We start from the raw sequence: 26,657 nt of genomic DNA, 5'->3' as shown, positions 1-26,657 counted from the left end.
TAAATCGATCAGAGTTATCATTCTACGTAACAACAAAAACAAACGCATCACAGCCCCACAATAAAGCATGATAAAGAGACTTTTACCACCGCTATTACTGATCCTAGCACCGACTTTGGTATTCGCCGAAGAACGTGTTTCTTTGGACATTTCAGGACTTAGCGGGTCACTTCGGGACAATGTTGATGCGTATGTTTCGGCTATTCCTACTAGTGAGTATTCCACATCACTCAGATTCCAGTCTCGATTGACCAGAGAGATTGAAGAAGCGATGAATGCGTTGGGTCATTACAACCCGACGATTGACTTTGTCGTGAGTGACCAAGGCGATCGGCTTACGGTCAATGTTGAGCCAGGACCGCCAACCAGAATCAAACTGGTTGATGTTCAAATCTCTGGAGAAGCGAAAGATGATGAAGACTTTATGCGTCTCATTAGACTTTCACCACTAAAAGAAGGTCGCACCCTCAACCATAATCAATACGATAGTCTTAGATCAGGTATTCGCAACTTGGCTTTGCAAAAGGGCTATTTTGATGGTGCTTACAAGGTAAGCCGACTTGAAGTTATTCCGAAGCTCAATCAGGCAATTGTCCGATTGCATTACGACAGCGGTATACGCTATCAATTTGGCAAATCTACGATTACTGGCAGCCAGATTGATATCCAAAAGGTGCAATCACTACAGCCCTACGAGATTGGTGACGATTATCAAGTGAGTAAAGTGGGGCAGCACAACCAGAATCTTTCTAATACTGAATGGTTTTCATCGGTGTTTGTTGAGCCTGATCTCTCTCAAGTAGGTAAAGGGCGTGAGCTGCCGATGAAGGTGTCACTGGCACCGCAAGTGCGAAATCAGTTTGAAACGGGTTTGGGCTATTCAACGGATGTTGGCGCTAAGCTCAAGTTTAAGTGGAAGAAGCCTTGGCTCAATGAGCATGGGCATAGTTTTGATACCAGCTTAGACTTGTCGATTCCAGAGCAACAGGTAACGGCAAGTTATAAAATCCCTCTCGATGATGTGCTCAAAGATTACTACGTCATTCAATACGGTCTAAAAAACGTTAACCGTAGTGATAAAAAAACCTTGGAGTCGAACCTAGCCTTCGAGAGGCACTGGGTGCTAGATAGTGGTTGGCATCGTACCGCCTATATTCGTTACCTTGTTGAAAATTATGAGTTTAACGCGCAGGGTGAGCTAGGTCAGTTCGTGTTGCCAGGCCTATCCTACTCACGAGTGGTCACTCGTGGTAGTGGGCCGCTTATTATGAGCGGTAACAAGCAAACCATTATGTTTGAGGTAGGGGATGAGCGAGCACTATCGGAAACCTCTGTATTCAGGCTTCGAGGTACCTCGACTTGGATTTCGAGTCTCGGTGAAAACCATAGAGGCTTATTCAAGGTCGATGTGGGTGCCAACATAGCGGCGGAACCGTCTAAACTGTCACCCTCTTTGCGCTTCTTCGCTGGTGGTGATAACAGTGTTAGGGGTTATGACTACGAAAGTATCTCACCAGTGGATGACGCAGGAAATAAAACGGGTGGTCAATACATCGCAACCAGTACCCTAGAATATCAATATCGAATCACGGGTAACTGGTGGGGAGCAACCTTCTTTGATGTGGGTGATGCCTTTGATGATGATCCAGAATGGAAACGAGGCGCAGGCTTCGGTGTGCGTTGGGTGTCACCAGTTGGCCCCGTCAAATTTGACTATGCACGCGGACTCGATAACAAACCACAAGCCGAATGGCGAATTCACTTTAGCTTAGGGCCAGAACTATGATGTCGAAAGTTTGGCGTGTCACCAAATGGTGTTCTATTGGCCTTGTCACTTTAATCTTGCTTATCATCGCAACGATTGGTTTCGCGCTGTTTACCAATGCAGGTCTTAATACCGTGTTGTGGGGTGTTAACAAGGCACTACCACAACTTGAGGTTGGTGAGACACAAGGTGCTCTATTCCCCAGATTTACCCTCAATGATGTGAAGTTTGTCGATGAAAGTCTATTTATCGACTTAGACGCAAAATCATTAACTTTGGCCGTGGATCTCAATTGCCTGTCTGACCCGAGAGTGTGTGTGAACGAATTGGCGATTCAGGGGTTGGATTTCAAAATGCCAGAGGTCGCTCCGAGTGAGCCATCGCCAGAGCCAAGTGAACCTCTGACCAAGATCAGTCTGCCAGTCCCTGTTGCGATTGGTCGGGTCAGTTTTGATGACATCAAGCTGGATATTCTTGGGACGAAGGTGAGTTGGGATAGTTTTACCACCTCACTTGCCATGACTGGCTCTAACTTAACGGTGGGCGATACTCGTTTAGTGACACCTATCGTAAGGCTTCCAGAATCAGAAAGCGAGCCAGAACCAACACCACCAAAGACAGACGATAAGCCTCAAGCCATAGAGCTTCCCGAGGTGCTGATCCCGCTGTTTGTTAACATTGCGGGTCTCGAGATTGTCGATTTTAAATTGGAGCAGCAAGAGCCTGTTATCGTGGATCGTTTGAAGCTCATAGGTCGGGCAGGTGAGCACGATGTCCGCGTGACGAATCTTGAGCTTGAGATGCCGATTGTTGATGCCTCACTTAACGGTGATATTACTCTTAATCAGGGATATCCCCTCGATTTGTTGCTCAATGCTCATCTAAAACAAACTGATTTAGCAGGTCAAAAACTGTCGCTTAAAGCAAATGGTAGTGTCGAAGAGCTCACCCTGGACGGTGAGTTTACGGGTGTTATCGAGGGGCTTCTCAAAGGGCAATTGAAGCCTTTAGAGCCGACTTTACCGTTTGATGCCACCATTACCAGCGCCAAGGCGACTTGGCCTTTCACGGGCGAATCAGACTATCAAGTTACCGTTGAATCATTGGTGGCTAAAGGGTCACTCGATGGCTATGATGTGAGCTTAAAAGCTTCGGCGTCCGGTAAAGAGATTCCGGATGTTGCTGTTGATCTTGTCGGTAAAGGCGACCTCGAACAAATAGATTTGAGCAAACTGTCGATTGATAGCCTAGGTGGTAATGTGTCAGGTCAAGTGATGGCTAACTGGGCAGCGCCGGTGAATTGGCAGGGGGATATTAATCTCACTAATATTCAGCCAGGGCTACAGTGGCCAGATGCGGAAGGAAATATCAGTGGGCATATCGTGACTTCTGGCTCTCTAACAGATGCGGGTGGATGGCAAGCAGCGGTGCCGACGCTCGATGTGGTCGGTATCTTGCGTGACTACCCTATTGATATCAAGGGGCAAGTCGAGGCGTCAGATGAGACTGGCTCTGGTGAGTTTAAGGTTGATACTCAGGGGCTCTCCATCGCTCACGGACCGAATAAGCTCAATGCACAGGGTAAGTTAGACAAAACCTGGGATATGACGGTCGATATCGATTTTTCTGATCTAGAGAAATCTGTCCCCGATTTATCTGGCATATTGAGAGGTAATGTTGAGCTCAAAGGTGCGATGCAAGAGCCCGATATTGCTACTGATCTTCGCATCGAAAAGGTTCAGTGGAAACAAGAGGCAAGTCTTGAGCAGCTTTCTTTAGTGGGAACCGCTAAACCTCTGCCGATTGAGCAAGCACAGGCTGATATTCGTTTGAACGCGAGTGGACTACAGTATCAGGATCAGACGGTCGACTCTGCAAACATGACACTTTCTGGGACGCAGGCAGCGCATACATTGACACTCGATGTGGTCTCCAAGCTTGCTTCGATTAAGCTTGCTGTCAGTGGAGCATTGACAGAGAAGCCGAGCCTTACATGGGCAGGAGAGTTGGCTGACGTTCATATTGAAACGGAACAAGGGCCGTTAGACCTAACAGAGCCCGTCGCCATCAAGGTTGATATTGATAAACAGGTTGCCAATGTTGCTGCTCACTGCTGGGCACAAGCTGACTCTAGACTGTGTTTAGAGAAAGATATTGAGGCGGGACAGTCGGGTGAGGCGCTTGTTACGATCAAGAATTTTAACTTTGATCAGATCAAAGCTTACATTCCGGAAAATACGGTCATCGATGGCAGTGCTAATATTACCGCGTGGGCAAAGTGGGCTCCTGATGCATCACCAGAAGTGAAACTGGATGTGGCACTACCAAAAGGCACTGTCACACAGAGCTTAGAAACGCCATTGGTTTTGGGCTGGGAACAGGTGAGCGTGAAAGCAAACCTTGCCGAAGACAAGCTTGATGCCAGTTGGCTAATCGATGTTACAGACAACGGCGACCTGTCGGGTAAAGTAACCTTGCCGAATGTATTGGCAGAAAATAAGACCATCGACGGCGAGCTTAACCTATCGACGTTTAATTTAGACTTTTTGCAACCTATCGTTGGTGAGTTCAACAAGCTGAAAGCGAACCTTGCTGCCGACATTAAGATCAAAGGTGACGCACTGCACCCGCAATTATTTGGTCAGTTCTCAGTTTCCGATCTCTCTCTGCAAGGTGATATCTCGCCAATCCAAGTCGATTCGGGCCAGGTAGACATTGATTTTAGTGGCTACGATGCGCTGCTCGATGCCCAGATTCAAACCTCTGACGGTGAGCTAAAACTAGCGGGTGATGGTAACTGGCAAGATCTTAAGGCTTGGCGTACTAAACTTAGAGTGTTTGCAGACGAGCTCAATGTTGATGTGCCACCTATGGTGAGAGTTAAAGTTGTGCCTGATATGACCATAGAGGCCAACCCTAATCTAGCCAAGGTAACGGGCTCTATCGGTTTGCCATGGGGACGAATTCTGGTTGAGGAGCTGCCACAAAGTGCGGTCGCGGTCTCAAGCGATCAGGTTCTACTTAACCCCGATATGACCCCTATCGATGAAGAGGCGGCAGTGCCATTTAATATCGAAACCGACGTCTCGATAACGATAGGTAATGACTTCACTATATCCGCATTCGGTCTAAAGGGCGGCTTGCGCGGTAAATTACACGTTTCGCAAAAAGACCAAGGCCCATTTGTCCAAGGTGAAGTGAACATTGTTGATGGTTCTTATAGCTCATTTGGTCAAGACCTTCTTATCGAAGAGGGTAAGATCTTGATGACGGGACCTGTGGATCAGCCATACGTCAACATTACCGCGATTCGAAATCCAGACACGACGGCTGACGATGTTAAAGCAGGGGTCAAAGTCTCTGGATTGGCGACGGAGCCCACGATCGAGATCTTCTCTGACCCGACAATGCCACAGGCGAACGCGCTGTCCTATCTACTTAGAGGTCAGGATATTGATGGTGAGACGGGGGGCAACGCGCTCACGACGACCTTGATTGGCTTGAGTCTAGCTCGTAGCGGTAAGGTGGTGGGTGATATTGGTCAGGCATTCGGTGTACAAGACCTACAACTAGACACCGCGGGCACAGGTGATGACTCACAGGTAACGGTCAGTGGTTATGTATTGCCTGGGCTTCAGGTTAAATATGGCGTAGGTATCTTCAACTCACTCGGTGAGTTTACGGTGCGCTATCGAATCATCGAAGATTTTTACGTAGAAGCAGTATCGGGCTTGTACAGTTCGGTGACCTTCTTGTATCAGTTTGAGGTCGACTAACAGAGTTCGAACGAAGAGCGGTGAGTTGATGCAAAGACAAGACTATCTCGTACTAGATAAGTGAATAGGAGGTTCTATGCCAAAGAAAATGCAAAGACACTTATTACTACTGAGTACATTGGTGCTCGCATCCGCTTGCGTGCAGCTCAAGCCGCCGACACAAGGTGACCAACAAAACTGGCAAGAGTTTGGTTACCAGTGGGCGATGAAAGGCTACATTATTGAAAGCCAGAATGAACTTGCCAAAAAAGTACCGAATATCAGCGATGATAATTTCAAAAGGTATCAATCGGGCTATCAATCTGGAAAGAATGAATATTGTAAGCAGGACCCGTTCATTCTTGGGCACCAAGGAAAGATCTACTACGGCATTTGTAATGACTTAGATAGACGTTATGCCGAAGAATATTGGCGTGGTAAGAATGCCCGCGCTCGACGTTGATAAGAGGGAGATATGAGACTGTTAAAGGCATCCCTAACCTTGTTGCTGTTGGTCGCTTGTGCGCAGTCTTCAGGGCCGGCAAGCGACGAGCCGAGCGATTGGTGTCAATATGGCAAAGAGGAAGCGCTGGTTGGTTATGTCAAACAAACCAAGCAAGAGCTAGCGGCATCGGCAACGGTTTCAGTGACGAATGAGATCTACAGTGCGTATTCTGATGGGTACGAGCAAGGAAGAGCAGAGTACTGTAAGCAAGACCCCAAGATTCTGGGTAAGAAAGGCGAGCTCTATCGCGGCATTTGTGATGAGTTACGACCGACGTTTCGTACCTGGTACAACAACGGCAAAGCCTCACGGGGCCGAAGCCTCTACTGAGTTGTAAAGCGTCATCTACAAAAAAGCTCTCGAGCGTTAAACCGAGAGCTTTTTAAATGCTATTTGCTTCGATTAATTACCGCTTCGATTACTTACCTTGCGCGCGGTCGTATGAAGATTGAATCTCATCACGAGCGGCTTGCACGTCAGCCCAACCGTCCACTTTCACCCACTTACCCGCTTCGAGCTCTTTGTAGCGCTCAAAGAACTGCGTGATTTGAGCTTTTAGTAACTCTGGGATATCACCGACGTCTTGAATATGGTCATACTCTTTTGAAAGCTTGCTGTGTGGCACTGCAAACACTTTTGCGTCTTCACCTGACTCATCAGTCATCTTCAAGACGCCAACAGGGCGGCATCGAATCACTGAGCCTGGCATCAATGGATAAGGCGTTGGAACCAATACGTCTACCGGATCTCCATCCAAAGAGAGTGTATGGTTAACGTAACCATAGTTACATGGGTAGAACATAGGGGCAGACATGAAACGATCGACAAATACTGCGCCAGAATCTTTATCTACTTCGTACTTGATAGGGTCTGCGTTGGCAGGAATTTCGATTACTACATAGATATCATCAGGCAGCGACTTACCCGCTGGTACATTGTTTAAGCTCATTTTGACTTTCCTTTTTCTTTATACATCATTCCCTTTGACGTAAGGAATGTGGGGCTGAAACACGAATCGTTTACAGGTCAGTATACTTGCTTACTTTTAAAACAAAAAGTGCCTCTAATGAGAGGCACTTCGAAGTTATTGGTCTTTATACTCTTCGAGGAATGATTCGACTTTTTCGACCATTCGTTTAGAGCCGACAAAGAATGGCACGCGCTGGTGGAGCTCAGTAGGCTTGATATCCATGATGCGCTGTTCACCATCTGAAGCGATACCGCCTGCTTGCTCCATAATGAATGCCATAGGGTTGCACTCGTAAAGTAGACGCAGTTTACCGCTTGGATGACTCTGTGTACTTGGGTACAGGTAGATGCCGCCTTTTAGCAGGTTGCGGTGGAAATCGGACACCAATGAACCGATGTAGCGTGACGTATACGGACGCTTATCTTCTGGCACATTTTCCTGACAGTACTTGATGTACTTCTTCACACCCATAGGGAAACGGATGTAGTTCCCTTCGTTGATCGAGTAGATAGTGCCATCTTCAGGGATCATCATATTCTCATGAGACAGACAGAAGCTGCCGATCGATGGGTCATAGGTGAAGCCGTTAACGCCTTTACCGGTTGTATATACCAACATGGTTGATGAACCGTAGACGACGTAACCTGCGGCAACTTGTTTGTTACCAGGCTGTAGGAAGTCTTCTTGAGTAGGTGGAGTGCCTACCGGAGAGATTCGACGGTAAATGGAGAAGATAGTACCAACCGATACGTTAACATCGATGTTTGACGAACCATCTAGAGGATCCATCAACACAACATACTTAGCGTTCTTGTTGAGTTCTTTATTGAACGCGACTGCCTCATCTTCTTCTTCACTCGCGACACCACAAACTTGGTCACGCGCTTCTAGCGCTGCTTTGAACTTATCGTTCGCATAGACATCAAGTTTTTGTTGAGCTTCGCCTTGAACATTGTCTGTGCCAACAGCACCAGTGATATCAACAAGACCGGCCTTGTTGATTTCGCGGTTAACAATTTTTGCAGCAAGTCTAATAGAAGACAAAAGAGAGGAGAGATCACCGCTAGCGTGGGGGAAATCATGTTGCTTCTCAACAATGAATTCGCCAAGGGTGCGCATATCAGACATGTTATATCCTTAACTTTTTTGCTTATTTTCTTGGGGGTATGTGCGTGGAGTGACGCGCAGTCAAACGATTGCGCGAGTTTGGGGGTATTCATCTACACACATGGTTATTGTAGGGGGCAGAACTTTTTAATGGTAATGAAGTAAGACTACAGAGTGTTAATTTGTATGATGAATGTCACATTTATTTGTCTAACCACTAACTTTCTCGCTTTTAACACGCGCTTTGGGTATATATAGCGACAATGGCGTAAACTAATACGCAACAAAGATTAAGAGAGCAAGTTATGCATATTCATATCCTTGGTATCTGCGGCACCTTTATGGGTGGCGCCGCCGTTTTGGCGCAGCAGTTAGGACATCGAGTGACGGGCAGTGATGCCAACGTCTATCCCCCAATGAGCACCTTATTGGAATCTGAGGGTATCGAGATCATCGAGGGCTTCGACCCATCGCAGCTTAACCCGGCACCAGACCTTGTTGTTATTGGTAATGCAATGAGTCGTGGCAATCCTTGCGTTGAGTATGTACTTAATCACAACCTTCGATACACCTCAGGTCCACAGTGGCTGCAAGAGTTCTTACTGCATGACCGCTGGGTATTGGCGGTATCAGGGACTCATGGCAAGACCACTACGTCCAGTATGCTGAGCTGGATATTAGAAGGCTGCGGTTATCAACCGGGCTTCTTGGTTGGCGGGGTGTTAGGGAACTTTGGTCAGTCGGCAAGGCTAGGTGAGTCGATGTTCTTTGTCGTCGAAGCGGATGAGTACGACAGTGCTTTTTTCGACAAGCGTTCTAAGTTTGTACACTACCACCCACGCACCTTGATCATGAATAATCTAGAGTTTGATCATGCGGACATCTTCGATGATCTTGAGGCGATCAAGCGCCAGTTCCACCACTTAGTGAGAACCGTGCCAGGTAACGGTCGCATTATGGCGCCGAAAGCCGATAAAGCCTTGGTGGATGTATTGGGGCGTGGCTGCTGGAGTGAGGTCGAGCACACCGGCCTTGATGCTGACTGGCATGCGAATAAACTAAATATCGATGGCTCACACTTTGAGGTCTACTTGCACGGCGAAAAGGTGGGAGAGGTCAACTGGGATCTGGTTGGCGATCACAATGTGGATAATGCGCTAATGGCCATCGCTGGGGCGAGACATGTTGGGGTAACACCGGATCTCGCTTGCGAAGCGCTGGGTAAATTCATCAATACCAAGCGACGCTTAGAGCTAAAAGGTGAAGTCAATCAAGTGACGGTCTATGATGACTTTGCTCATCATCCAACAGCCATTGAACTCACATTAGATGGGCTTCGTAACAAGGTCGGCGATAAGCGAATCTTTGCGGTATTAGAGCCGCGCAGCGCAACCATGAAGCGCGGCGTGCACAAAGAGACGTTGGCGCAATCTTTAACCAAAGCCGACCAAGTCTTCTTGTTCCAGCCAGATAGCATTGAGTGGTCCGTGCAAGACATTGCTGACTCTTGCACCCAGCCTGCTCGCGTCAGTGATGATATCGATTCACTGGTCGCAATGATTGCGGCTCAGGCTCAAGCGGGTGATCAAATCCTCGTCATGAGTAACGGCGGTTTTGGTGGCATTCATCAGAAATTACTGGAGGCACTTGCCTAATGAAACCGGCAGACAAAGCCATTACTCTTGCATTCACTGGCGCGTCAGGCGCGCCCTATGGCATGCGCTTGCTTGAATGTTTGCTTGCTCAAGATTACACCGTCTATCTTCTTATCTCTTCCGCGGCTCGCGTGGTGTTGGCGACCGAGCACGATATCAAGCTGCCAAGTGGTCCAGATGCGGCACACAAAGCCCTAGTCGAGCGCCTTAAGTGCGACCCAGAGAGGCTGGTTGTTTGTGGTAAAGAGGATTGGTTCTCTCCTGTCGCATCAGGCTCAGCGGCGCCTAAGCAAATGATCGTTTGTCCTTGCTCTGCGGGCAGTGTGGCGGCAATTGCGCATGGCATGTCGGATAATCTGATCGAGCGTGCAGCGGATGTGGTGATCAAAGAGAAAGGTCAGCTTCTTTTGGTGGTGCGTGAAACGCCATTTTCGACCATTCATCTGGAAAACATGCACAAGCTGTCACAGATGGGCGTGACGATTATGCCTGCGGCGCCTGGCTTTTATCATCAGCCTCAGTCTATTGATGACTTGGTGGACTTTATTGTTGCTCGCGTGTTGGACCATATGGGGCTTGAGCAAAGCCTTGTGCCTCGCTGGGGATATGACCAACGATAATTGAGTGTGGGCTAACTGAAATTAAGGATAGATTTGGCGAATCTGTGACGAAAAGGTTACAATTCGCCTGCAAAAGGTTGTAACTCACGGGGTGCACTAGCAGTGGTGCTGAGAGAAGGCGAAGCCTGATACCCGCGTACTTTCGAGAACAGCCCTGATCCAGATAATGCTGGCGTAGGGATGAGGCTGCAATACTCACTGAGCATGTTCACTTGGTTTGAATCATGGTGTCTGGTGACTGTTATTTCTGTCCATCGCATCGCGTTCAATAGTTTTTTGTTGCTATAGAACGTTCCGACATTTTTTCTGGATCTGACAACAATAACTAAGGACAGAACCAGTGAAAAACCACTCAATCACCAAAGTCGCTCTAGCGACCGCACTTCTTGCGACCTCTCATCTTGCCGCAGCCGATACGCTGACGGTCTACACCTATGATTCATTTGCTTCTGACTGGGGACCTGGTCCTGCGATTGAGAAAGCATTCGAAGCACAATGTGGCTGTGATCTAAACTTTGTTGCCCTTGACGATGGTGTCTCGATCCTTAATCGACTGCGTCTAGAAGGCAGTAGCTCACAAGCCGATGTGGTGCTGGGGTTGGACAACAACTTGATGAGTGAAGCGAAGAAATCAGGCTTGCTCGAGAAGCACAACGCAGACTTGTCTTCCGTGTCACTACCAAACGGTTGGAGCAATGATATTTTTGTCCCGTTTGACTACGGTTATTTCGCGTTTGTGTACAACAAAGAGAAAGTGACTAACCCACCTAAGAGCCTCAAGGAACTGGTCGAGCAGCGTGATGACCTAAAGGTTATCTACCAAGACCCTCGCACCTCCACACCAGGACAAGGTTTATTGCTTTGGATGAAGTCGGTCTACGGTGACGATTCTAGTGCGGCATGGCAGCAGCTAGCGAAGAAAACCGTGACGGTGACTAAGGGTTGGTCAGAAGCTTATTCGATGTTCCTAGAGGGCGAGTCGGATCTTGTATTGTCGTACACCACATCGCCGGCTTATCACATTATTGCTGAACAAGATAATCGCTTTGTCGCGGCTGACTTTGCTGAAGGGCACTACACTCAGGTTGAAGTTGCAGCGAAAGTAGCGGGCAGTAAAAACCATAAACTCGCCGATGAGTTTATGCAGTTCATTGTATCGGACGGCTTCCAATCCAACATCCCAACTGGAAACTGGATGTACCCTGTTGTAGATAGTAAGCTGCCAGAAGGGTTTGAAAACCTAACTGTTCCAGCGAAAGCTCTGTCGTTCTTACCAGATGAAGTCGCAAGCAATCGCAAAGCTTGGATTCGTGAGTGGCAAGCTGCGCTGATCAAGTAACGCCCAGAAATACGTTCACCCTCCGTGCACAGGTATAGAGGGTGAGCGATTTTCACTAATCGATGATGTTGTTTTCACTATTTCTAGAGTGACTTTTCAGGCATCCACTTTCCATTGAGGTAACTGTGATTCAAACCCCTAAAGCTGGCTTAGTGGTCGCCTTATTTATCGCTGTGTATGTATCAGCGTCCCTGTGGACACTGCTGTCATACTCTTCGATTAGTAATATCGGTCTTCTCTTTACTGACCCGTATTATCAGCACGTTGCCAAGTTTAGTTTTTGGCAAGCAAGCCTGTCTACGCTATTGAGCGTGGGGCTAGCCGTGCCTGTCGCTCATGCTTTCTCCCGTCGCCATTTTTGGGGACGAGAGTGGCTGCTCAAGTTGTTTGCTACCACTTTAGTGATGCCGGTTCTGGTCGGTGTGTTTGGTATTGTTGCCATCTATGGCAATCAAGGCATCATTTCAAGGTGGTTGAATGATGGCTCGGCGCTTTTTTCCATCTATGGGCTAAACGGAATTCTCCTAGCGCACGTTTTCTTTAATCTTCCCTTTGCTACACGTCTGTTGTTACTGACCATCGAAGGCGTTCCGGAAGAGCAGCGTAAACTGGCGCTTCATCTTGGTATGAACAGTTGGCAATGTTTTCGTTTAGTGGAGTGGCCAAGGCTCAAATCGCATCTTCCCCATGTCATTGGGTTGGTCTTCATGCTGTGCTTTACCAGCTTTGCCACGGTAATGGCGTTGGGGGGAGGTCCACAGGCGACCACCATCGAGCTTGCCATCTATCAAGCGATAAAGTTTGATTTTGATTTACAGACTGGCGCCGTGCTAGCGCTGTGGCAGATGGGCATATGCGCCGCTTTAGTGATGCTGGTGGGACGCTTTAGCAAACAGGTATCGGGTAAGAGTAATTTTCGCACTAAACCAAGCCTACAGCCCAAAGACACGCTGCTGAAAAAGAGTTGGGATAGCATTTGGATCATGGCAACCCTAATGCTCGTTATCCCTCCTATACTCGCTATTGTGCTTAGTGGATTGAACTCAAAGTTGACGGGCGTGCTTAGCGACCCACGCTTTTGGAGTGCCGTCAGCACGTCTATTCAAGTGGCTATACTTGCAGCGTGTATCTCGCTGCTGGTGGGCGTTATCTTGCTCTCGACCACCCGTGTGCTCAGGCTCAAGTCTCAGCCGCGCCGCGCCGATGGCATTGAGCTCATTGGTACCATTATCTTAGTCACACCCGCCTTAGTGCTCAGTACAGCAACCTTCTTGATGCTGCGAGGCATGACGAACGTATTTAGCTTGGCGTTTGGCATCGTGGTGCTGGTTAATGCCCTGATGGCACTACCTTATGTGATCAAAACCCTAAATCAACCGATGCAGCGTATTGCGACTCAGTACTATCCATTGTGGCAGAGCTTAGGCATGCAAGGATTACGTCGGTTCTGGTTGATGGAATGGCGTGCTATTCGTGCACCGATACTGCATGCTTTTGCCATCAGTTTCATTTTGTCTATAGGTGACCTTACCGTTATTGCACTGTTTGGCAGCCAAGATTTTAACACCTTACCGCTTTACCTTTATCAGTTGATGGGTAGCTACCAGCTTGAAGCCGCAGCGGTGGTGTCACTGGTACTATTTGCTTTCAGCATTGGTATTTTTTCACTCACCGACTCATTGAATCGAGCCTCGTTCTCCCATACCGTCACATCTCAAACTAAACGTCAGGAAAGCTCTCGTCATGCTGAATCTAAATAACGTCGCCTATCGTTACCACAGTGATTGGTTTCATTTCTCGCTCGAGGTACAACGCGGCGATATTGTTTCCCTTATTGGTCCAAGCGGGGCTGGCAAGTCAACACTATTGGCTTTGGTCTCTGGCTTTTGTCAGCCAGAATCTGGCGATATTGAGGTCGAGGGGCGGGGTATTACGTCTTTGCAGCCTCATGAAAGGCCCCTCTCTATGTTATTTCAAGAGCACAACCTTTTCGACCATTTGACGGTGTTCGACAACATTGGTTTAGGGCTGAACTCAGCACTTAAGCTCACTAGTTCTGATAAAGCTACGGTGGTCAGTGCAGCAGAAAAGGTAGGGTTAGGGGAGATGTTAACTCGCTTACCCTCAGAGCTCTCAGGTGGTCAAAAACAGCGAGTCGCCCTTGCGCGCTGTTTTGTGCAGCCGCATCCTATTTGGCTTTTGGATGAGCCTTTTTCCGCTCTTGACCCCATCCTTCGCAAAGAGATGCTGACAGTGGTGCAAGACTTGGCAACAGAAAAACAGGCAACGGTGATTATGGTGACGCATCATCTTAGTGACGCGCGTGCTATTGCCAATCGTTTTGCCTATCTTGCCAATGGTAAAATCGAGGTAATCGGGGAGATAGAAGAATTAACCTCAACGCACCCTAACCAAGCATTAGCGGCATTTGTACAAGCTGCGCATTAGGCAAACAAAAAGGCAACGAATCACTCCGTTGCCTTTTTGATATCACGATGAGCCTAACGTTTAGAACTCTTGCTCTTCTTCATGCTTCAGCATCTGGAAGATTTCACGGAATGCTTTTGCTGGCTTCCCGGCTTTTTTCTCTTTGTTTGCTTGACGAGCAAGTTGACGCAAGCGCTGACGGTCAAGCTCAGGGTAAAGCTCCATTGCTACTGCAATTGCCTCATCACCCTCTGCAATGATGCGGTCGCGCAATTGCTCAAGCTTGTGCAGAGCTGCAGTAGATTGAGAGTGCTTGTTACGTACACGATCAAGAGCGGCTTGAATTGGCTCAGGATCTTCGGTGCGCATTAGCTTACCAATGTATTGCAGCTGACGACGCTTAGCTTCGTTCTTAAAGCGCTGCGCATCTGCGATCGCTTCTCTCAGATCTTCGCTTAGTGGGAATTTATCCAACACAGCAGGTTTTAGATCAACCAACTCTTCGCCGAGTTTTTGTAACTCTTCCATGTCGTTTTTCATTTCGGTTCTACTTACCCAAATGATCTCTTCTTCCTCTTCCCAAGGCGCTTTCTGATTTTTGCGGGCCATGATGTCTGCCTATATCACTATCTCATTACGAATATCCGCTATTTTAGCAAGAAATCTGGGGAGAATGCGAAAACCTTGTTATTCTAGACAAAGTTATTGGCAAAGAATTAGATAAATATGGACGTAAGAGAGCAAGTCGCCCAGCAAAAAGCTGAGCTAGAAGCAGCAGTTGCGAAAGCGTTAGATATGGCTTCAGTAAGTGCAGATGCTGCAGAGGTTGCGATCACCAAGAGTACAGGTCTTAGCGTATCCACTCGCATGTGCGAGGTTGAAAACGTAGAATTCAACAGTGACGGTGCACTTGGCATTACCGTATACCGCGGACAGAAAAAAGGCAGTGCCTCTACTTCCGATTTGAGTGAGAAGGCGATAGCGCAGACCGTTGCTGCGGCATTGGATATTGCTCAGTACACCTCAGAAGACCCTTTCGCAGGTCCTGCGCCGAAAGAACTCATGGTAACGGATATACCAGATCTCGATTTGTTCCACCCTGATGAGCCTAACCCGGATACCGCCGCACAAAAAGCCATTGCCGCAGAGAAAGCAGCGTTGGCATATAGCGATAAGATTAAACAAAGCGATGGTGCCAGCTATGACAGTCATTATGGTGTAAAAGTCTACGGTAACTCGCACGGCTTGCTAGCGGGTTATACCTCTAGCCGTCACAGTATCAGCTGTAGCGTGATTGGTCAGGGTGAAAATGGTGATATGGAGCGTGATTACAGCTATACGCTAGCGCGTCACCGTGATGATCTTTGGACACCAGAATCTGTTGGTGAGAAGGCAGCAAAGAAAACCGTTGAGCGTCTAGACCCAAGAAAAGTCAAAACGGGTCAATACCCAGTGCTGTTTGCCAACGATGTGGCAACTGGTTTGATTGGTCACCTAGTGATGGGCATCAGTGGCGGTAACCTTTACCGTAAGTCATCATTCTTGCTAGATAAACTGGGCGAACAGATTCTGCCAGATTGGTTCTCGGTGCAAGAAAAACCGCACCTACTGCGCGGTTTGGCTTCAAGCCCGTTTGATAACGAAGGCGTTGCCACTAAGGACATGGATATCATTACCGATGGCAAATTAGCGACCTACCTGTTAACAAGCTATGCAGCGCGTAAGATGAAGATGACACCAACCGGTCACGCGGGCGGTATCCACAACTGGTTTGTGAAATCGACAGGGCAAGATTTTGATACCATGCTCAAACAGCTTGGTACCGGTTTATTGGTCACGGAAGTAATGGGGCAGGGTGTGAACATCGTCACCGGTGATTACTCTCGTGGAGCGGCAGGCTTCTGGGTTGAGAATGGTGAAATCCAGTACCCAGTCTCTGAAATTACCGTAGCCGGAAACCTTGCTCAGATGTTCAAACAGATCGTAGCGGTAGGCAATGATGTCGAAACTCGCTCACAGATCCAAACCGGTTCTATCTTGCTTGAGTCAATGAAAGTCGCAGGTGAATAACCACTCGACAACCAGATAGAAAAAGGGCGTCATTTTGCAATGACGCCCTTTTTAACATTCCGATTTTGAGCATTACTCAAAGCAGATCTCAATAAAGGCATTACCCCATTCAGAGGTAAATGGCATGAGGATAATCGCGCCATCGCATTTGTGGCGAATGGTATGTCCTTTGCCTGAAACGACTACGGGTGTTGCCATATCAAAGTCAAAGCCATTTTCCGCGAGGATACGCTTCGCTCCGCCTGTTACCATGTTGGTAATTTCACCCACCATATCGGTGACTTCTTCGTTTAAGCCGTGGGGTTTTTCCCCTAACATGTTTTGCATGATCTCGAGGGCTAATCCCTCTTCAAAGGTAATCGACATTGAGCCGCGGGTTTGATTCCCTACCATACCGATTAGACCAGAGACGTCGCCACGAGCGATTTCGTCTTTTTTAATTCTTGGCTTAAGTGGCTTGATCTCCATTGAAGCCATCGTTTTTAGCACGTTCATCAGTGAGGCTAAAAACGGATTTACAAATTCAGCGCGCATAACTTCTTCTATTTATTCTGCTCTTCCAATGATAAACACGTCTGGCATGTGCCATGAGTTTCTATAACGTGGTTTGACAATTGGAAGCCATGTTTTTCAACGTTGCTATTAAGCAAGGCTATCAGAATATCATCTTGTAGTTCAACGACATTACCGCACTTGTCACAAATCAGCAGATGCGAGTAGTGTTTATGCTCACCAAATGAACAGCAAGAGACAAAACTGTTGGTAGATTCAACTCGGTGGATAAATCCTTGTTCTAAAAGGAAGTCTAAAGCGCGATAGACTGTTGGCGGTTTCGCTTGTGGTTCACTCACTTTTAACAGGTCAAGTAATTCATAAGCACTAGACGCCTTGTTACTTTCACAAATGAGTTCATACACACGCTTTCGCTGAGGTGTTAAACGAACTCCTCGTGCCGAGCAAATATCTTCTAGTTGTTTGATTAGCTTCTGATCCACATGTCCACCTATCTTAGCGACTTCTGTGCATTTTATACTAAATTAAGGAAGAGATCGTTACTCAAAATCGTTTCTTTTGCCGCCGTTCCTGGTTGCCCTCCCCCAACACTTAAATACAACTGGCAAGACTTATTAAACGATTACCTAAGAGCTTTATTGCTCGGCAAAAATTAGCCTGAAACAAGGCATAACTCAGCATAGTTAATATTCGGCATTTTTATAATATTAAGTTACCCCTTATGGAGTTGAGGGTCTTTCTAGCCAACTCTTATGTTGGTAGGGAACTCCTATTGCAGCGATCTTTTTGCCAGTTATTGTCTCCCAATAACTGGCGTTTTTTTGTTTGTTAGTCTGAAGTTGTGTTAATTCCTAACTCATTTAATGTCAGATGCTTATGCAAAAATAACCATGAGAGAAGGCACAATTCAGCATGGCCATGCCGCTTTAGTTACCTTAAATTAAACCTTACAAAGTTGAGGGTTTTCAGTCTACTTCAGTGGGCAAGGGACTCCTATTACAGGCAATCTAGTTGGCCAGTTATTGTCTCCCAATAGCTGGCATTTTTTTACCTTCTTTATCCAATTCAAACCGACTTTCCAATGCGCTAAAAAGCAGTATCTTTCAAGTACTCTGGGCTTAGATTTCAAGCTTTATGGTAGTGTTAATGTCAGTGAGGATCTTTTAGGCAAATAGGATTTGCTTCATATGTGAAGACACATAGCGAAGCAATGTAACCATATAAGGGGATAGTTTATTGCTTGGTGATTGAAGTGACGTTTAGTTGCTTCCTACTAGTCGCTTTTTAAATGCCTGATTTACAGTTACTTGGTTGTTGTTCGAAAGTAGCCTAGTAAATTAGGCTACATATAGAAATTTTGATGGGTAACGACGACCCTTCAATTAAAGCAGCCTCACATGTATTCAAAGTGTCATCAAGATCGATCATCACTGAGCGATACTCAAGCGTAGCAACAAAGCTATCTTAGAATCGAAAGTCCTGTTCCGTACCATATTGCCAACCAAAATCAGTGAAAGAATCTGATTCATTCTGCGAGTTCAAGTATACAGTAGCTTCTATTCGATACTGTCCTACGTCAGCTAATAATTCTCCGTAGACTGGACTGTTAGAAATATAGAGTTTGGGGTGAGTATTAAAAGAAAGGCTTTGGCCATTTACCTTTAGTAGAATTTGCCTTCCCCAAGCAACGGAACTCCCCCTCAATATTCAACACGGGTTAAGCCTCCTTCATCACTGAATCGAGGTAAGCAAAATCATGATAAATAGTTGCAGGTTTAGTACCTGCGCATCTTGATTACATAGCACTTAACTCGTCCAGTATTGCTCCATAATCCATAATCCATAATCCCTTATCCGCCATGAACTTATCGAGGAGTACCGAAAGGGGGACTGTTTTGGTACTATTTACGCCGTTCCATTCAATGTCGGATAGGCGTTTCTTACCTTAGGTACGAACATGCTCTTTCTTTTTGAAAGTCTTTGACTCTCTGTGTATGATTGCCTGCTTTTTCTTGACGATGATTGTCGTTTTATAGCGGAATGCGTAATACCGCTGCTTTTGAGCGACCGAGATCTTTTGAAGTTATCTGATCGTTAAGATACAAGGTAATCAGGTCTCCGATGAGGATACTTTGTTTAGGCATGTCTATCGATGGTATGCCATTGTCCTCTAGTCCTTTTACGACATCGTCAGCCCATGCTTGTGCGAGGGATTTTTTGTCGAATGTTTTAGATTTCTCGAATACTCGCTTGTTATGCCGTGAAGCTCTTACTCTGGCTTTATATTTGACCCCTGATTTACGTGCGACTTTTTCGATGTTGATTGTAGCCATGTTTACCTCTAGCGTTGGATAGATTGCTTTAGAGGTGATTTACTTTTGCTCAGCAGCATTGAAGCTATGTCCTTAGATAGCTATAATCCGCCGCCTTTAATGGTATTTTTAGGGGACAGTGCATGTCCCCTATTTCGTCCCCTATCTGTCCCTCGGTGCTAAAATAAGCTCAAATAAGACAGATAATGTTGCAATGCCCCTTTGTGGTATTTGCCTTAAGATGCTGATACTAAAGGAGTATTGTAAAATGTACCCATCATCTAGACTCTCTGTCGCTCCCATGCTCGATTGGATGTGCACTGCTGATAGACAAGCGTTCTGATAAAGTGAGGGGTACTATAGGGGTACCAAAGAGTGATTCTTCTATTGTGCGAGAATCAACCTGTTCTGAGAATAATTCCACTTCATAGCTCTCGCGAGACCATCTAAATCAGGGTAAATAGTAAAGGTATCAATGCCTAAAGTATCTAACTGACATCTGATATGCTTTTTTCTTTCTTTATCTATATCAATTCTTGCTAAAAAAGGCTGCTCAGCTTTTAACGATAATTTATCAAAGGCATCCTTTTGACTACCGTGAATGGTAAAGCAGCCCTTTTGAGTGCTAATCCTTCGGTCGTTATGAGGAGGACTTACGGCGAGCGGATACATCGGTAAGTTTTCTGCTCCTACTTTATATTTATTGGTAATTTCTCTATCTAAGTCTGTTTGAGCAACATTGTCTGTACAGAAAACCAATTCACTATTGACGGATAGGTCATTGAGCATGTGAGGATCTAGTATCCATACTGCCGAATCGTGCCCATTGTCATCTTCAATGGCGAAAAATAGTGAAGTCAAAGCGCTCTGTGACCAATCAAGTAATCTAGTAGGCATTCCATAGTGTTGGCAGATAGCATACCAAGTCCATTCGTCATGGAGCTTGTCTGTTACACTTCGAGCTCGCTGTATAAACTCATGAATATACGTGATTTCTACCATGTGGTCATAAGACCAATTTTCATCTCTGGTAGCGGTGGGTTCAAGATTATAAGTTTTATTAGTAACGCCCCTAAACCAGTGCTGTGAGTTACCTAGGGTGTCATCCACTTGCTCTATCAGTTCAATGAATTGAGATATGTTTTGGACAGGTTCCTCTGAGCAAAAGATGTTTTTTGTTGTATCGTGTATTAGTCGCATTCTTACATTCTCTGTCCAGACCAAACCACTTCGCCAATGATTTCAAAATCAGCGCTCTTGATATCTTCCTTACCGAGCTCCCAAGGTTCATAAGCCGTATTATCACTCACGACCTTAATACCATTTGGTAAGAACTGGAGCCGTTTAACCATCAACCGACCATCGTATCTAAAGACGTAAATTCCATCTGTAGAGAAGCCGTCGACGCGGTTGACCATTACGATGCTTTGATTCTTTAACGTGGGGCTCATACTGTCACCACGAACAGGCATTAAGAACACGTTTGCAGGGTTGTAGCCCAAGTCTTGCCTCAAGAACTTTTCGCTAAACACCATCGCGGTTGATTCTTCTTCTTTCTCGACAAGCGCTCCGTGTCCAGCGCTGACCTCAATATCAAAGAACTTTAGTTCTAGGTAACCCATAGGCAATGTGGTTGCTTTCTGTGATAACTGTCTAGCTTTCAGAAAGATTTTTTCAGGTATGTTTTGGCGCTCTCGCCATGTGTAGATTGTCTTGGGTGATATCTCTAAAACCTTTGCCAGCTCTGCGTTTGTAGAGGTATTCGTAACTTCTTTAAGTTTCCTCAAACTTAACTCAAAATCACTCATAATTATCTCAATTCTTCAAAAGTAGGTTGAAATGTAGAAATAATTCCTCATAATTAACTCAAATCGTTTTTGAGGAAACTTGAGGAGTTGCGAATTAACTTTAGTTACCTCAAGTGTACAACATGGAGGAAATATGAACACAAATTTTGCACTATTGGCGCGATTTGAAAGCCCTACAGTTGAACTAAAGCAGGTATGCCAAGAGTTTTTCGGCATCACACCCAAAACGGCAGAGCAGCGAGCTAAGGCTTGTGACTTCCCCGTTCCTACCTTCAAATTGCGCGATTCTGAGCGCAGCCCATCACTAATCAAAATTGAAGATCTCGCAGCGTACATCGACCAACGCCACGCTGAAGCAACGAGCGATTGGCAGTCAGTAAACGGAGGTGCGCTATGAGTTCTCCACTACACGGTATCAACCTAGATTTCTCTCACTCAACAGAAGCCAAGCTCTTGCACAAGGTTATCGAGGACCATATGTGCCCTTACAACGATGTTGATGAGGACAACTATCTTTCAGGTGTTTTGGTTCAGCTTGAGGAAGCAATTGAACTCATGGAAAGCGTCGAGGCTTAACATGAAAGTATCTGACCCCATTCATTTGCCGTGCCCCGATATGGCGGGGTGCGCCAACTTCGACCCTGACAAGAGTGAAAAGTCAGCGCGTATGGTTCAAAAGCTACGCTCTGAGCTTGGCTTGAACCGCCCACGAGCTCGCAAACTCAACGTTAACCCTCTGACTTGGACTAAGCGTTAATCAATGCAGAAAATCGGCAAGACCTCCAATAACCCGTTGACTAAGCTCCCGACTAATCTGCGTCAGGAGCTTGCAACGTATGTGGTGAAAAACCAAGCCACGGCGCCTCACTTGGCGATGGTAGCGGAAAAGCATCAACCGCTATGTGGTGCCACTCCTAAAGAGCGTGTGTTTGAGTTCGCTCATCAAGTCGCTAACAAGTTCAAGCTACCTAATGACATTCGCAACTACCTTGATAAAGCGTCAGCGGTTCGTTTTCGCAAGTACGGCTTTAAGCGCGCATTGCAATTCATTGAGTCGCGCAGTGCGGCGGCATCGTCTGCACTTGGCGTGTTGCCAGAGCCATATTGGACAATCAACACAGAGTTAAAACGTGCTCGCCTTGCTACTGAGCTTTCAGGGCGCGCAAGTTTTCACTTTGAACTTGTCGCCAAAACAGGCGGCACGGCGTTTGATGCGATTAAACGCATTCATGAATATGTTGGGGCTTGTCTTTGGATGCCTCAATTTGAAGTCGCCAACGATGAAGATGAGGCTTATTCCATCCTTGCCCGTTTGCTTGATGAGGGCGTATGGCGCCGAGCTATCGACAAACAGACGATTGCAGCGTTTGAGAATGCGCGCAGGGCGGCGGGAATGGTATCGCCGCATATCTCCCCTTATGCGTCGATTTCGGCGTGTGAGTGGCTCAAGATTCGTCAAGAGCGACAGCGAGAGTGGCTAGAACTCATGGCGATTGAATCCGTTGAGGGTGATGTGGTGGAAATGTCACAGGTGCATGAGTCGTCACAGTCCAACCCTGTTAATCGTCGTCATGAACTCATGACCCGCATTGCTGGCTGTCAGGAGTATGCCGACTCAAATAACCACGCCGCCATTTTTATCACCATGACCGCACCAAGCCGTTTTCACCGACTGACCAAACGCGGTGAATACTGGATTGAAAACACCCATTGGGACGGTGGCACCCCTAAAGGTGCTCACGCTTGGTTGTCTATGTCTTGGAATCGCTTTCGAGCATGGGCGGGGCGCCATAACTTAACCTATTACGGGATGCGAGTCGTGGAGCCACACCAAGACGGCACACCGCATTGGCACGGCGTGTTTTTCATGCCGCTTGAGCAAATGCCCGTGTTTATCAGAATGCTGCAGGAGTACCAATTCCAGCGTGACAGCGATGAGCTTTATTTCAAGAACGGTGACCCAAAACACCGAGCTATGAAAGCGCGCTTTGAGGCTAAGATGCTCGATGGCACCGAAGGCGGCGCTGTGGCTTATCTTGCCAAGTACATTTCTAAGAACGTAGACGGCTTTGGGCTTGAGAATTTATCGGATCTCGACAACAAGAAAGCCAAGCTGCAAGACACGGTGAAAAATGTCACCTCATGGTCGCGCACCTTCTGTTTTCGTCAGTTTCAATTTCAAAAAACACCGTCAGTCACCGTTTGGCGTGAGCTAAGACGCATTAGCGACGAGCAAGAATATTGCACCTTTGAGAAGGCGCGCCGTGCGGCTGATGCGGGTTTCTTCTCTGCTTTTTTCGATTACATGGGCGGTCACAGATTGCCTCAATCCATGCGCCCAATTACCACCAAGAAAGAAGCCAAAGAGAACAAATACGGCGAAATGACAGCGCGTGTTATTGGGCTACGTGGAAGCGGTCTAGAAGTGCTCACCCATGAGATAGAGTGGAAGCTCATCAAAAAGCCTTCCGACTTGTCGGAGGCTTCTTCAAGCAAGCGGGAGCTTGCGCCTTGGTCTAGTGGCAATAATTGTACGCAGAAAATTTCGCCACCAAGACAACAACAAATCATTGATAACTTTTTCCTGTTCAACGAGCTAGATAGGTTTGGCTCGCCAGAGTGGGAGGAGTTCGCCGCCAGAGGTGGCACCTAGCTTACTGCCAACGATGTGAATCAGGGGCAACCTTACCAACAATTTAACCAACGTCGAGAGACAGGGGAACACCATGAAAACCATGACCAAAGATGAATGCCAAGCCGAGCTTGCGCGCCTTAACACCATTGACGCACTGGAAGCGGAGTTAGAAACGGCGTTTGATACCGTCAAAGACCTGTCACCGAGTGAGCTTTTATCACTGGCGCCCCAAGTCCTTATGGGCGGCGCTGACCCGCTTTCCATGCTTGGCTTAGACCCAAAGCTCATCGACAAAGCAAAACTCGTCGCCAAATCAAACCGAGTTATTCGAGCGCAGCGCAAACAAGCGCTTGAAAAGCAGTTGAATGCGGTGATTGAGGAGGCGACCACCGATGAGTAAAACGCCAAATCCAGTGCGCGGCTATGTGCCGTGCCCTGTTTGTAGCAGCACTGCCACCGTTCACATGGTGGGGGAAGGGCGCTTGATAGATAGTGGGGAGACGGTCAAGAACGGTCGCAATCTTGGCTTGCTCTATTACAAGTGCCCTAGCTGCGGCAACAGTTCAATAAGCAAAACCGTGAGCGGCTATTGCACTGACAACATGGCCGACACCGCCGATGCGCTCCAAGCCTTATCTGACAAGGTTGAGCTAACGGTTGAAGAGTCGGTTGAATCAACCGTTGAGTCGAGTGTTGAAAGCGTTGAGAGTTTTTCGCCTATGGTAACCCCTCCCGCCGAAGTGCTGCCACCAACCGAGCCTAGTACCACTGAAAGCGTTGAACCAACACCGCCAGAGAGGAACCTTAAACCGCAAATCTTCAAGGTTGCTGCCTGTCTTGGCGTCATTGTCGTGTTGATGTTTGCCATCAAGCGCATGTTAGCCAAACCACAACCGAGTGAGGAGGGCGATAGCCATGAGTAACTCAACCGTTGAAACGAGCGCTGACAACCTTGATGAGTTGGATGCGTACATTGCCAACCTCAACAATGAGCCGTCAGCACAAGAGGGGGCGTTAGCCTCGGCAGGTGTTGAGCCAGAGGTGGATACCAGTGAGGCGTTTGATGCGCTGGTCACCACGGGGCTTGTGGTGGTTGAGCAAGCCGTGTCGATTCTCAAGGATATTGATTTTGAATTTGATGAGCGCGCCAAGCAAAGCGTGGTGAATGCGGCTCGCCCTGTTGCCAAGCAATACGGCGGGGCACTGCTCGACCAATGCGGCGATTACATGAATATCATGACCCTTGCCTTGGCAATCCTTGGTTTGTGGTGGGCGTCGAAAAAGCAAATCACTGCCCTTGAACTGAAAAAGCAGCAGGAGGCCGAGCGTGACTCTCATCGTAAACCCGATTAACTCCAACCCATCCCATGACGCCGAGCACACGGTTTACCTTGGCGGCACGGGTAGCGGCAAAACCAGTGCGGTGAAATACATGGGGCTAGTGCCCAAGAAGTCACAAGCCCTGTTCTTTGACCCGTACCGAAACTACGCAGGTCAAAATTTCACGGGCAAATGTGCCACGGCTTTACTGACCCCGCCAAGTTTATCAAGGCGGCGGTACAAGGGCGCCGTTCGGGGTGTTCATTTAAGCTGGCTTACATTCCCGCAAAGGGCGCGTGTATGTCCGAGCTTGAAACCTTCAGCGCGATTGCTTGGGCGCTTGGCGATGGTCATAAACCTAAACTGCATGTGGTGATTGAGGAGTTGGCAAGCTGCGCGGAAACCTCAGGCAAGCTCGAAGGCAAAACGGGTGAATTACTTCGTGGCGGTCGCCAGTTCGGTCATGTGGTTCACACCATTTTTCAGCGTGGGCAAGAGGTACCAAAAACCGTCACAAACCAATCAAGCGTGTGGTGGCTCGGTGCGGTGAACTCTGGCGTCGATGCTGATTGGGTCGCCAAGCAAAAAGGGGTGCATTCTAACGAAGTTGCCGATCTCAAAAGTGCCAAGGTCAATAAGCAGTGTATCGGCAAAGCGATTGCCGAATACCTGATTATTCGTGACGGCATTGGCAACCTAGAGCGCGGCGCGCTGAACTGCGAAACGGGCAAAAGGCTCTCTCGAAACTACCGCTAACCTCTCATTTCAACCTATAGGTTAAAAGTTATACCTATAGGTTGAACCTTAGTGACGAAATCCCCGCCACCTGATTTGATAATGACTCCTTTAACCGTTCCAACGCTGTGAAGCAGGGGAAACACATGAAAGCAACGCACAAAACAATGCTAATGACCATCGTGGTCATGTTGATTGCATTGGCAGTCATTAACAACGTAGGCGCGCTCAAGCCTATCAAAGATCAAATCAATGGTAACTCAGGGTGGTTTTAAGCTATGGAACTACTAAACACGCCATTTAACCCGCGCCCACTCGATTTAGACCCTGTTGAGGGTGTGAATTGGGGCAACCAAGCCACACTGCGCTTGGTGAGTGGTCCAACTTACCAATCCATCGAACTGGTCACTGATATTACTGACCCTGCCGATGTTGAGCGTGTACGCATCACGCTGAACGGTAAGGAAGTGTATAACCTGACAGGTCAAGACTTGGTTGACCTTCAAGAACACCGTAAGCAATTTACTCAAGAAGGTCGCTACGTTATCCCATTTGCGGATTTAACCCTTCGCACCAAAGGCGGCGTTCGTACTGGTGAACTGGTTACGCTGCAAGGTGAAATCTGGTTTGTGTATATCCAGCTTGCCTCAAAAGCGGGTGGTACGCCTGCGCCAAGTATCCGTGCTCGTTCTCATACGACAGCCGCACAATCGAAGCGTGTTTACCTACCACGTATCTATTCACTGACTTGGTTCGCTAGCGCGACAGGTCGCACCCCGTTCGACTTTGCCGAGCGTTCACCCCTGTTTTCACTCAAGCGTGTTCACTTCAAAGACTCGTCTATTGACCGTGTTCGTGTCCTGCGTGACAGCGTGGAAGAAATCAACGTCACCAAGGCGGATAACGCTTTTGACTTGGCGATTTCAGGTCTTGAGCAAAACGTAGGTTGGTTCAGCCTTGACTTTGTTCGCACTGGTTTCGGCGTTGAGGGTCGCTTGCCAACTAATGCAATGAAGCAATTGCAATTCGAGCTTGATAAATCACAACACGGCAGTGTGCCCGTGCTGATTGAAGCGATTGAGCAAGTGGGCGTTATCGCACAACCAAAGTAAGGGGGTGAC

Annotated in this window: 27 protein-coding genes and 1 pseudogene; 20 read left to right on the top strand and 8 right to left on the bottom strand. The window is 47.4% G+C overall.

Annotation, left to right across the window (positions count from 1 at the left end):
- Positions 1-67: 67 nt before the first annotated feature.
- The 4 genes from tamA (at position 68) to AC6I8U_RS14580 (ending at position 6,355) form a co-directional block, all read left to right on the top strand.
- Positions 68-1,786, top strand: coding sequence for an autotransporter assembly complex protein TamA (gene tamA / locus AC6I8U_RS14595; protein ID WP_498017251.1), 1,719 nt, complete (start codon positions 68-70; stop codon positions 1,784-1,786).
- Positions 1,783-5,541: an autotransporter assembly complex protein TamB gene (tamB, locus tag AC6I8U_RS14590; RefSeq protein WP_498017250.1), complete on the top strand. Its 3,759-nt coding sequence runs from the start codon at positions 1,783-1,785 to the stop codon at positions 5,539-5,541. Before tamA ends, tamB begins: the two co-directional genes overlap by 4 nt.
- A 76-nt stretch (positions 5,542-5,617) precedes the next feature.
- Entirely contained in the window at positions 5,618-5,983 is a 366-nt protein-coding gene (locus tag AC6I8U_RS14585) for a DUF2799 domain-containing protein (protein WP_498017249.1), read from the top strand.
- 12 nt (positions 5,984-5,995) lie between these two features.
- On the top strand, positions 5,996-6,355 hold the full coding sequence (locus tag AC6I8U_RS14580) for a DUF2799 domain-containing protein (RefSeq protein WP_498017248.1): 360 nt from the start codon (positions 5,996-5,998) through the stop codon (positions 6,353-6,355).
- Positions 6,356-6,443: 88 nt separating this feature from the next.
- Here the strand turns inward: AC6I8U_RS14580 and ppa are convergent, their stop codons facing one another.
- Complete coding sequence (gene ppa, locus AC6I8U_RS14575; RefSeq protein WP_128649142.1) at positions 6,444-6,974, bottom strand: inorganic diphosphatase; 531 nt, start codon at positions 6,972-6,974, stop codon at positions 6,444-6,446.
- Positions 6,975-7,109: 135 nt separating this feature from the next.
- The gene (gene fbp, locus AC6I8U_RS14570; protein WP_234494623.1) at positions 7,110-8,123 is read right to left on the bottom strand and encodes a class 1 fructose-bisphosphatase; all 1,014 of its coding nucleotides are present in this window, start codon (positions 8,121-8,123) and stop codon (positions 7,110-7,112) included.
- 284 nt (positions 8,124-8,407) lie between these two features.
- Here fbp and mpl point away from each other — a divergent pair, with 284 nt between their 5' ends.
- The 5 genes from mpl (at position 8,408) to thiQ (ending at position 14,164) form a co-directional block, all read left to right on the top strand.
- A complete protein-coding gene (mpl, locus tag AC6I8U_RS14565; RefSeq protein WP_498017247.1) occupies positions 8,408-9,757 on the top strand; it encodes a UDP-N-acetylmuramate:L-alanyl-gamma-D-glutamyl-meso-diaminopimelate ligase in 1,350 nt (449 codons plus the stop codon).
- Positions 9,757-10,377 carry a flavin prenyltransferase UbiX gene (locus AC6I8U_RS14560; RefSeq protein ID WP_498017246.1) on the top strand — a complete coding sequence of 207 codons (621 nt, stop codon included), beginning with the start codon at positions 9,757-9,759 and terminating at the stop codon, positions 10,375-10,377. Before mpl ends, AC6I8U_RS14560 begins: the two co-directional genes overlap by 1 nt.
- Positions 10,378-10,732: 355 nt before the next feature.
- Entirely contained in the window at positions 10,733-11,716 is a 984-nt protein-coding gene (gene thiB, locus AC6I8U_RS14555) for a thiamine ABC transporter substrate binding subunit (protein ID WP_498018372.1), read from the top strand.
- Between the two features lie 125 nt (positions 11,717-11,841).
- Positions 11,842-13,476, top strand: coding sequence for a thiamine/thiamine pyrophosphate ABC transporter permease (gene thiP, locus AC6I8U_RS14550; RefSeq protein ID WP_498017245.1), 1,635 nt, complete (start codon positions 11,842-11,844; stop codon positions 13,474-13,476).
- Positions 13,460-14,164 (top strand): thiamine ABC transporter ATP-binding protein, encoded by a 705-nt coding sequence (gene thiQ, locus AC6I8U_RS14545; protein ID WP_498017244.1) that lies wholly within the window; start codon positions 13,460-13,462, stop codon positions 14,162-14,164. The genes thiP and thiQ overlap by 17 nt, the downstream gene beginning before the upstream one ends.
- 60 nt (positions 14,165-14,224) lie before the next feature.
- Here thiQ and yjgA read toward each other — a convergent pair whose 3' ends face one another.
- Positions 14,225-14,752: a ribosome biogenesis factor YjgA gene (gene yjgA, locus AC6I8U_RS14540; protein ID WP_498017243.1), complete on the bottom strand. Its 528-nt coding sequence runs from the start codon at positions 14,750-14,752 to the stop codon at positions 14,225-14,227.
- A 117-nt stretch (positions 14,753-14,869) separates the two neighbouring features.
- On the opposite strand from yjgA, the gene pmbA reads away from it, so the two are divergent.
- Complete coding sequence (gene pmbA, locus AC6I8U_RS14535) at positions 14,870-16,213, top strand: metalloprotease PmbA (RefSeq protein ID WP_498017242.1); 1,344 nt, start codon at positions 14,870-14,872, stop codon at positions 16,211-16,213.
- A gap of 72 nt (positions 16,214-16,285) precedes the next feature.
- On the opposite strand, the gene AC6I8U_RS14530 is transcribed toward pmbA, so the two are convergent.
- The 5 genes from AC6I8U_RS14530 to AC6I8U_RS14510 all read right to left on the bottom strand — a co-directional run bounded on the left by AC6I8U_RS14530 (position 16,286) and on the right by AC6I8U_RS14510 (position 20,846).
- Positions 16,286-16,747 (bottom strand): chemotaxis protein CheX, encoded by a 462-nt coding sequence (locus tag AC6I8U_RS14530; protein WP_234494614.1) that lies wholly within the window; start codon positions 16,745-16,747, stop codon positions 16,286-16,288.
- A gap of 8 nt (positions 16,748-16,755) precedes the next feature.
- Positions 16,756-17,208: a zinc uptake transcriptional repressor Zur gene (gene zur / locus AC6I8U_RS14525; protein ID WP_394154643.1), complete on the bottom strand. Its 453-nt coding sequence runs from the start codon at positions 17,206-17,208 to the stop codon at positions 16,756-16,758.
- A 1,548-nt stretch (positions 17,209-18,756) separates the two neighbouring features.
- Positions 18,757-19,059: a hypothetical protein gene (locus tag AC6I8U_RS14520; protein ID WP_498017241.1), complete on the bottom strand. Its 303-nt coding sequence runs from the start codon at positions 19,057-19,059 to the stop codon at positions 18,757-18,759.
- 363 nt (positions 19,060-19,422) lie between these two features.
- Positions 19,423-20,238 (bottom strand): FRG domain-containing protein, encoded by an 816-nt coding sequence (locus AC6I8U_RS14515; protein WP_498017240.1) that lies wholly within the window; start codon positions 20,236-20,238, stop codon positions 19,423-19,425.
- Positions 20,239-20,240: 2 nt separating this feature from the next.
- Positions 20,241-20,846: a S24 family peptidase gene (locus AC6I8U_RS14510; RefSeq protein ID WP_498017239.1), complete on the bottom strand. Its 606-nt coding sequence runs from the start codon at positions 20,844-20,846 to the stop codon at positions 20,241-20,243.
- Positions 20,847-20,979: 133 nt separating this feature from the next.
- Here AC6I8U_RS14510 and AC6I8U_RS14505 point away from each other — a divergent pair, with 133 nt between their 5' ends.
- The 10 genes and pseudogenes from AC6I8U_RS14505 to AC6I8U_RS14460 all read left to right on the top strand — a co-directional run bounded on the left by AC6I8U_RS14505 (position 20,980) and on the right by AC6I8U_RS14460 (position 26,648).
- Entirely contained in the window at positions 20,980-21,243 is a 264-nt protein-coding gene (locus AC6I8U_RS14505) for a pyocin activator PrtN family protein (protein WP_498017238.1), read from the top strand.
- Positions 21,240-21,422, top strand: a complete 183-nt coding sequence (locus tag AC6I8U_RS14500; RefSeq protein WP_498017237.1) for a hypothetical protein — start codon at positions 21,240-21,242, stop codon at positions 21,420-21,422. Before AC6I8U_RS14505 ends, AC6I8U_RS14500 begins: the two co-directional genes overlap by 4 nt.
- 1 nt (position 21,423) lies before the next feature.
- Complete coding sequence (locus tag AC6I8U_RS14495; protein ID WP_479290741.1) at positions 21,424-21,603, top strand: hypothetical protein; 180 nt, start codon at positions 21,424-21,426, stop codon at positions 21,601-21,603.
- Between the two features lie 3 nt (positions 21,604-21,606).
- Positions 21,607-23,499, top strand: a complete 1,893-nt coding sequence (locus AC6I8U_RS14490) for a replication endonuclease (protein ID WP_498017236.1) — start codon at positions 21,607-21,609, stop codon at positions 23,497-23,499.
- A 73-nt stretch (positions 23,500-23,572) separates the two neighbouring features.
- Positions 23,573-23,881, top strand: coding sequence for a hypothetical protein (locus tag AC6I8U_RS14485; protein ID WP_498017235.1), 309 nt, complete (start codon positions 23,573-23,575; stop codon positions 23,879-23,881).
- A complete protein-coding gene (locus AC6I8U_RS14480; RefSeq protein ID WP_498017234.1) occupies positions 23,874-24,404 on the top strand; it encodes a hypothetical protein in 531 nt (176 codons plus the stop codon). Before AC6I8U_RS14485 ends, AC6I8U_RS14480 begins: the two co-directional genes overlap by 8 nt.
- On the top strand, positions 24,397-24,834 hold the full coding sequence (locus AC6I8U_RS14475; protein ID WP_498017233.1) for a hypothetical protein: 438 nt from the start codon (positions 24,397-24,399) through the stop codon (positions 24,832-24,834). Before AC6I8U_RS14480 ends, AC6I8U_RS14475 begins: the two co-directional genes overlap by 8 nt.
- Positions 24,809-25,557: pseudogene (locus tag AC6I8U_RS14470) on the top strand (hypothetical protein). Before AC6I8U_RS14475 ends, AC6I8U_RS14470 begins: the two are co-directional and overlap by 26 nt.
- A 125-nt stretch (positions 25,558-25,682) precedes the next feature.
- Positions 25,683-25,811 (top strand): hypothetical protein, encoded by a 129-nt coding sequence (locus AC6I8U_RS14465; protein WP_498017232.1) that lies wholly within the window; start codon positions 25,683-25,685, stop codon positions 25,809-25,811.
- Between the two features lie 3 nt (positions 25,812-25,814).
- Entirely contained in the window at positions 25,815-26,648 is an 834-nt protein-coding gene (locus AC6I8U_RS14460) for a major capsid protein P2 (protein ID WP_446568006.1), read from the top strand.
- Positions 26,649-26,657: the final 9 nt, after the last annotated feature.

The sequence above is a fragment of the Vibrio sp. KUL80 genome (assembly GCF_059725495.1).
The sequence above is the reverse complement of the archived record's forward strand: the minus strand, read 5'-3'. Positions and strand labels throughout refer to the sequence as shown.

What these genes read in the sequence shown, in the direction of transcription:
- tamA (WP_498017251.1), top strand. Translation starts at nt 68, where the DNA reads ATGATAAAGAGACTTTTACCACCGCTATTACTGATCCTAGCACCGACT.
- tamB (WP_498017250.1), top strand. Translation starts at nt 1,783, where the DNA reads ATGATGTCGAAAGTTTGGCGTGTCACCAAATGGTGTTCTATTGGCCTT.
- AC6I8U_RS14585 (WP_498017249.1), top strand. Translation starts at nt 5,618, where the DNA reads ATGCCAAAGAAAATGCAAAGACACTTATTACTACTGAGTACATTGGTG.
- AC6I8U_RS14580 (WP_498017248.1), top strand. Translation starts at nt 5,996, where the DNA reads ATGAGACTGTTAAAGGCATCCCTAACCTTGTTGCTGTTGGTCGCTTGT.
- ppa (WP_128649142.1), bottom strand. Translation starts at nt 6,974, where the DNA reads ATGAGCTTAAACAATGTACCAGCGGGTAAGTCGCTGCCTGATGATATC.
- fbp (WP_234494623.1), bottom strand. Translation starts at nt 8,123, where the DNA reads ATGTCTGATATGCGCACCCTTGGCGAATTCATTGTTGAGAAGCAACAT.
- mpl (WP_498017247.1), top strand. Translation starts at nt 8,408, where the DNA reads ATGCATATTCATATCCTTGGTATCTGCGGCACCTTTATGGGTGGCGCC.
- AC6I8U_RS14560 (WP_498017246.1), top strand. Translation starts at nt 9,757, where the DNA reads ATGAAACCGGCAGACAAAGCCATTACTCTTGCATTCACTGGCGCGTCA.
- thiQ (WP_498017244.1), top strand. Translation starts at nt 13,460, where the DNA reads ATGCTGAATCTAAATAACGTCGCCTATCGTTACCACAGTGATTGGTTT.
- yjgA (WP_498017243.1), bottom strand. Translation starts at nt 14,752, where the DNA reads ATGGCCCGCAAAAATCAGAAAGCGCCTTGGGAAGAGGAAGAAGAGATC.
- pmbA (WP_498017242.1), top strand. Translation starts at nt 14,870, where the DNA reads ATGGACGTAAGAGAGCAAGTCGCCCAGCAAAAAGCTGAGCTAGAAGCA.
- AC6I8U_RS14530 (WP_234494614.1), bottom strand. Translation starts at nt 16,747, where the DNA reads ATGCGCGCTGAATTTGTAAATCCGTTTTTAGCCTCACTGATGAACGTG.
- AC6I8U_RS14520 (WP_498017241.1), bottom strand. Translation starts at nt 19,059, where the DNA reads ATGGCTACAATCAACATCGAAAAAGTCGCACGTAAATCAGGGGTCAAA.
- AC6I8U_RS14515 (WP_498017240.1), bottom strand. Translation starts at nt 20,238, where the DNA reads ATGCGACTAATACACGATACAACAAAAAACATCTTTTGCTCAGAGGAA.
- AC6I8U_RS14510 (WP_498017239.1), bottom strand. Translation starts at nt 20,846, where the DNA reads ATGAGTGATTTTGAGTTAAGTTTGAGGAAACTTAAAGAAGTTACGAAT.
- AC6I8U_RS14505 (WP_498017238.1), top strand. Translation starts at nt 20,980, where the DNA reads ATGAACACAAATTTTGCACTATTGGCGCGATTTGAAAGCCCTACAGTT.
- AC6I8U_RS14500 (WP_498017237.1), top strand. Translation starts at nt 21,240, where the DNA reads ATGAGTTCTCCACTACACGGTATCAACCTAGATTTCTCTCACTCAACA.
- AC6I8U_RS14495 (WP_479290741.1), top strand. Translation starts at nt 21,424, where the DNA reads ATGAAAGTATCTGACCCCATTCATTTGCCGTGCCCCGATATGGCGGGG.
- AC6I8U_RS14490 (WP_498017236.1), top strand. Translation starts at nt 21,607, where the DNA reads ATGCAGAAAATCGGCAAGACCTCCAATAACCCGTTGACTAAGCTCCCG.
- AC6I8U_RS14485 (WP_498017235.1), top strand. Translation starts at nt 23,573, where the DNA reads ATGAAAACCATGACCAAAGATGAATGCCAAGCCGAGCTTGCGCGCCTT.
- AC6I8U_RS14480 (WP_498017234.1), top strand. Translation starts at nt 23,874, where the DNA reads ATGAGTAAAACGCCAAATCCAGTGCGCGGCTATGTGCCGTGCCCTGTT.
- AC6I8U_RS14475 (WP_498017233.1), top strand. Translation starts at nt 24,397, where the DNA reads ATGAGTAACTCAACCGTTGAAACGAGCGCTGACAACCTTGATGAGTTG.
- AC6I8U_RS14465 (WP_498017232.1), top strand. Translation starts at nt 25,683, where the DNA reads ATGAAAGCAACGCACAAAACAATGCTAATGACCATCGTGGTCATGTTG.
- AC6I8U_RS14460 (WP_446568006.1), top strand. Translation starts at nt 25,815, where the DNA reads ATGGAACTACTAAACACGCCATTTAACCCGCGCCCACTCGATTTAGAC.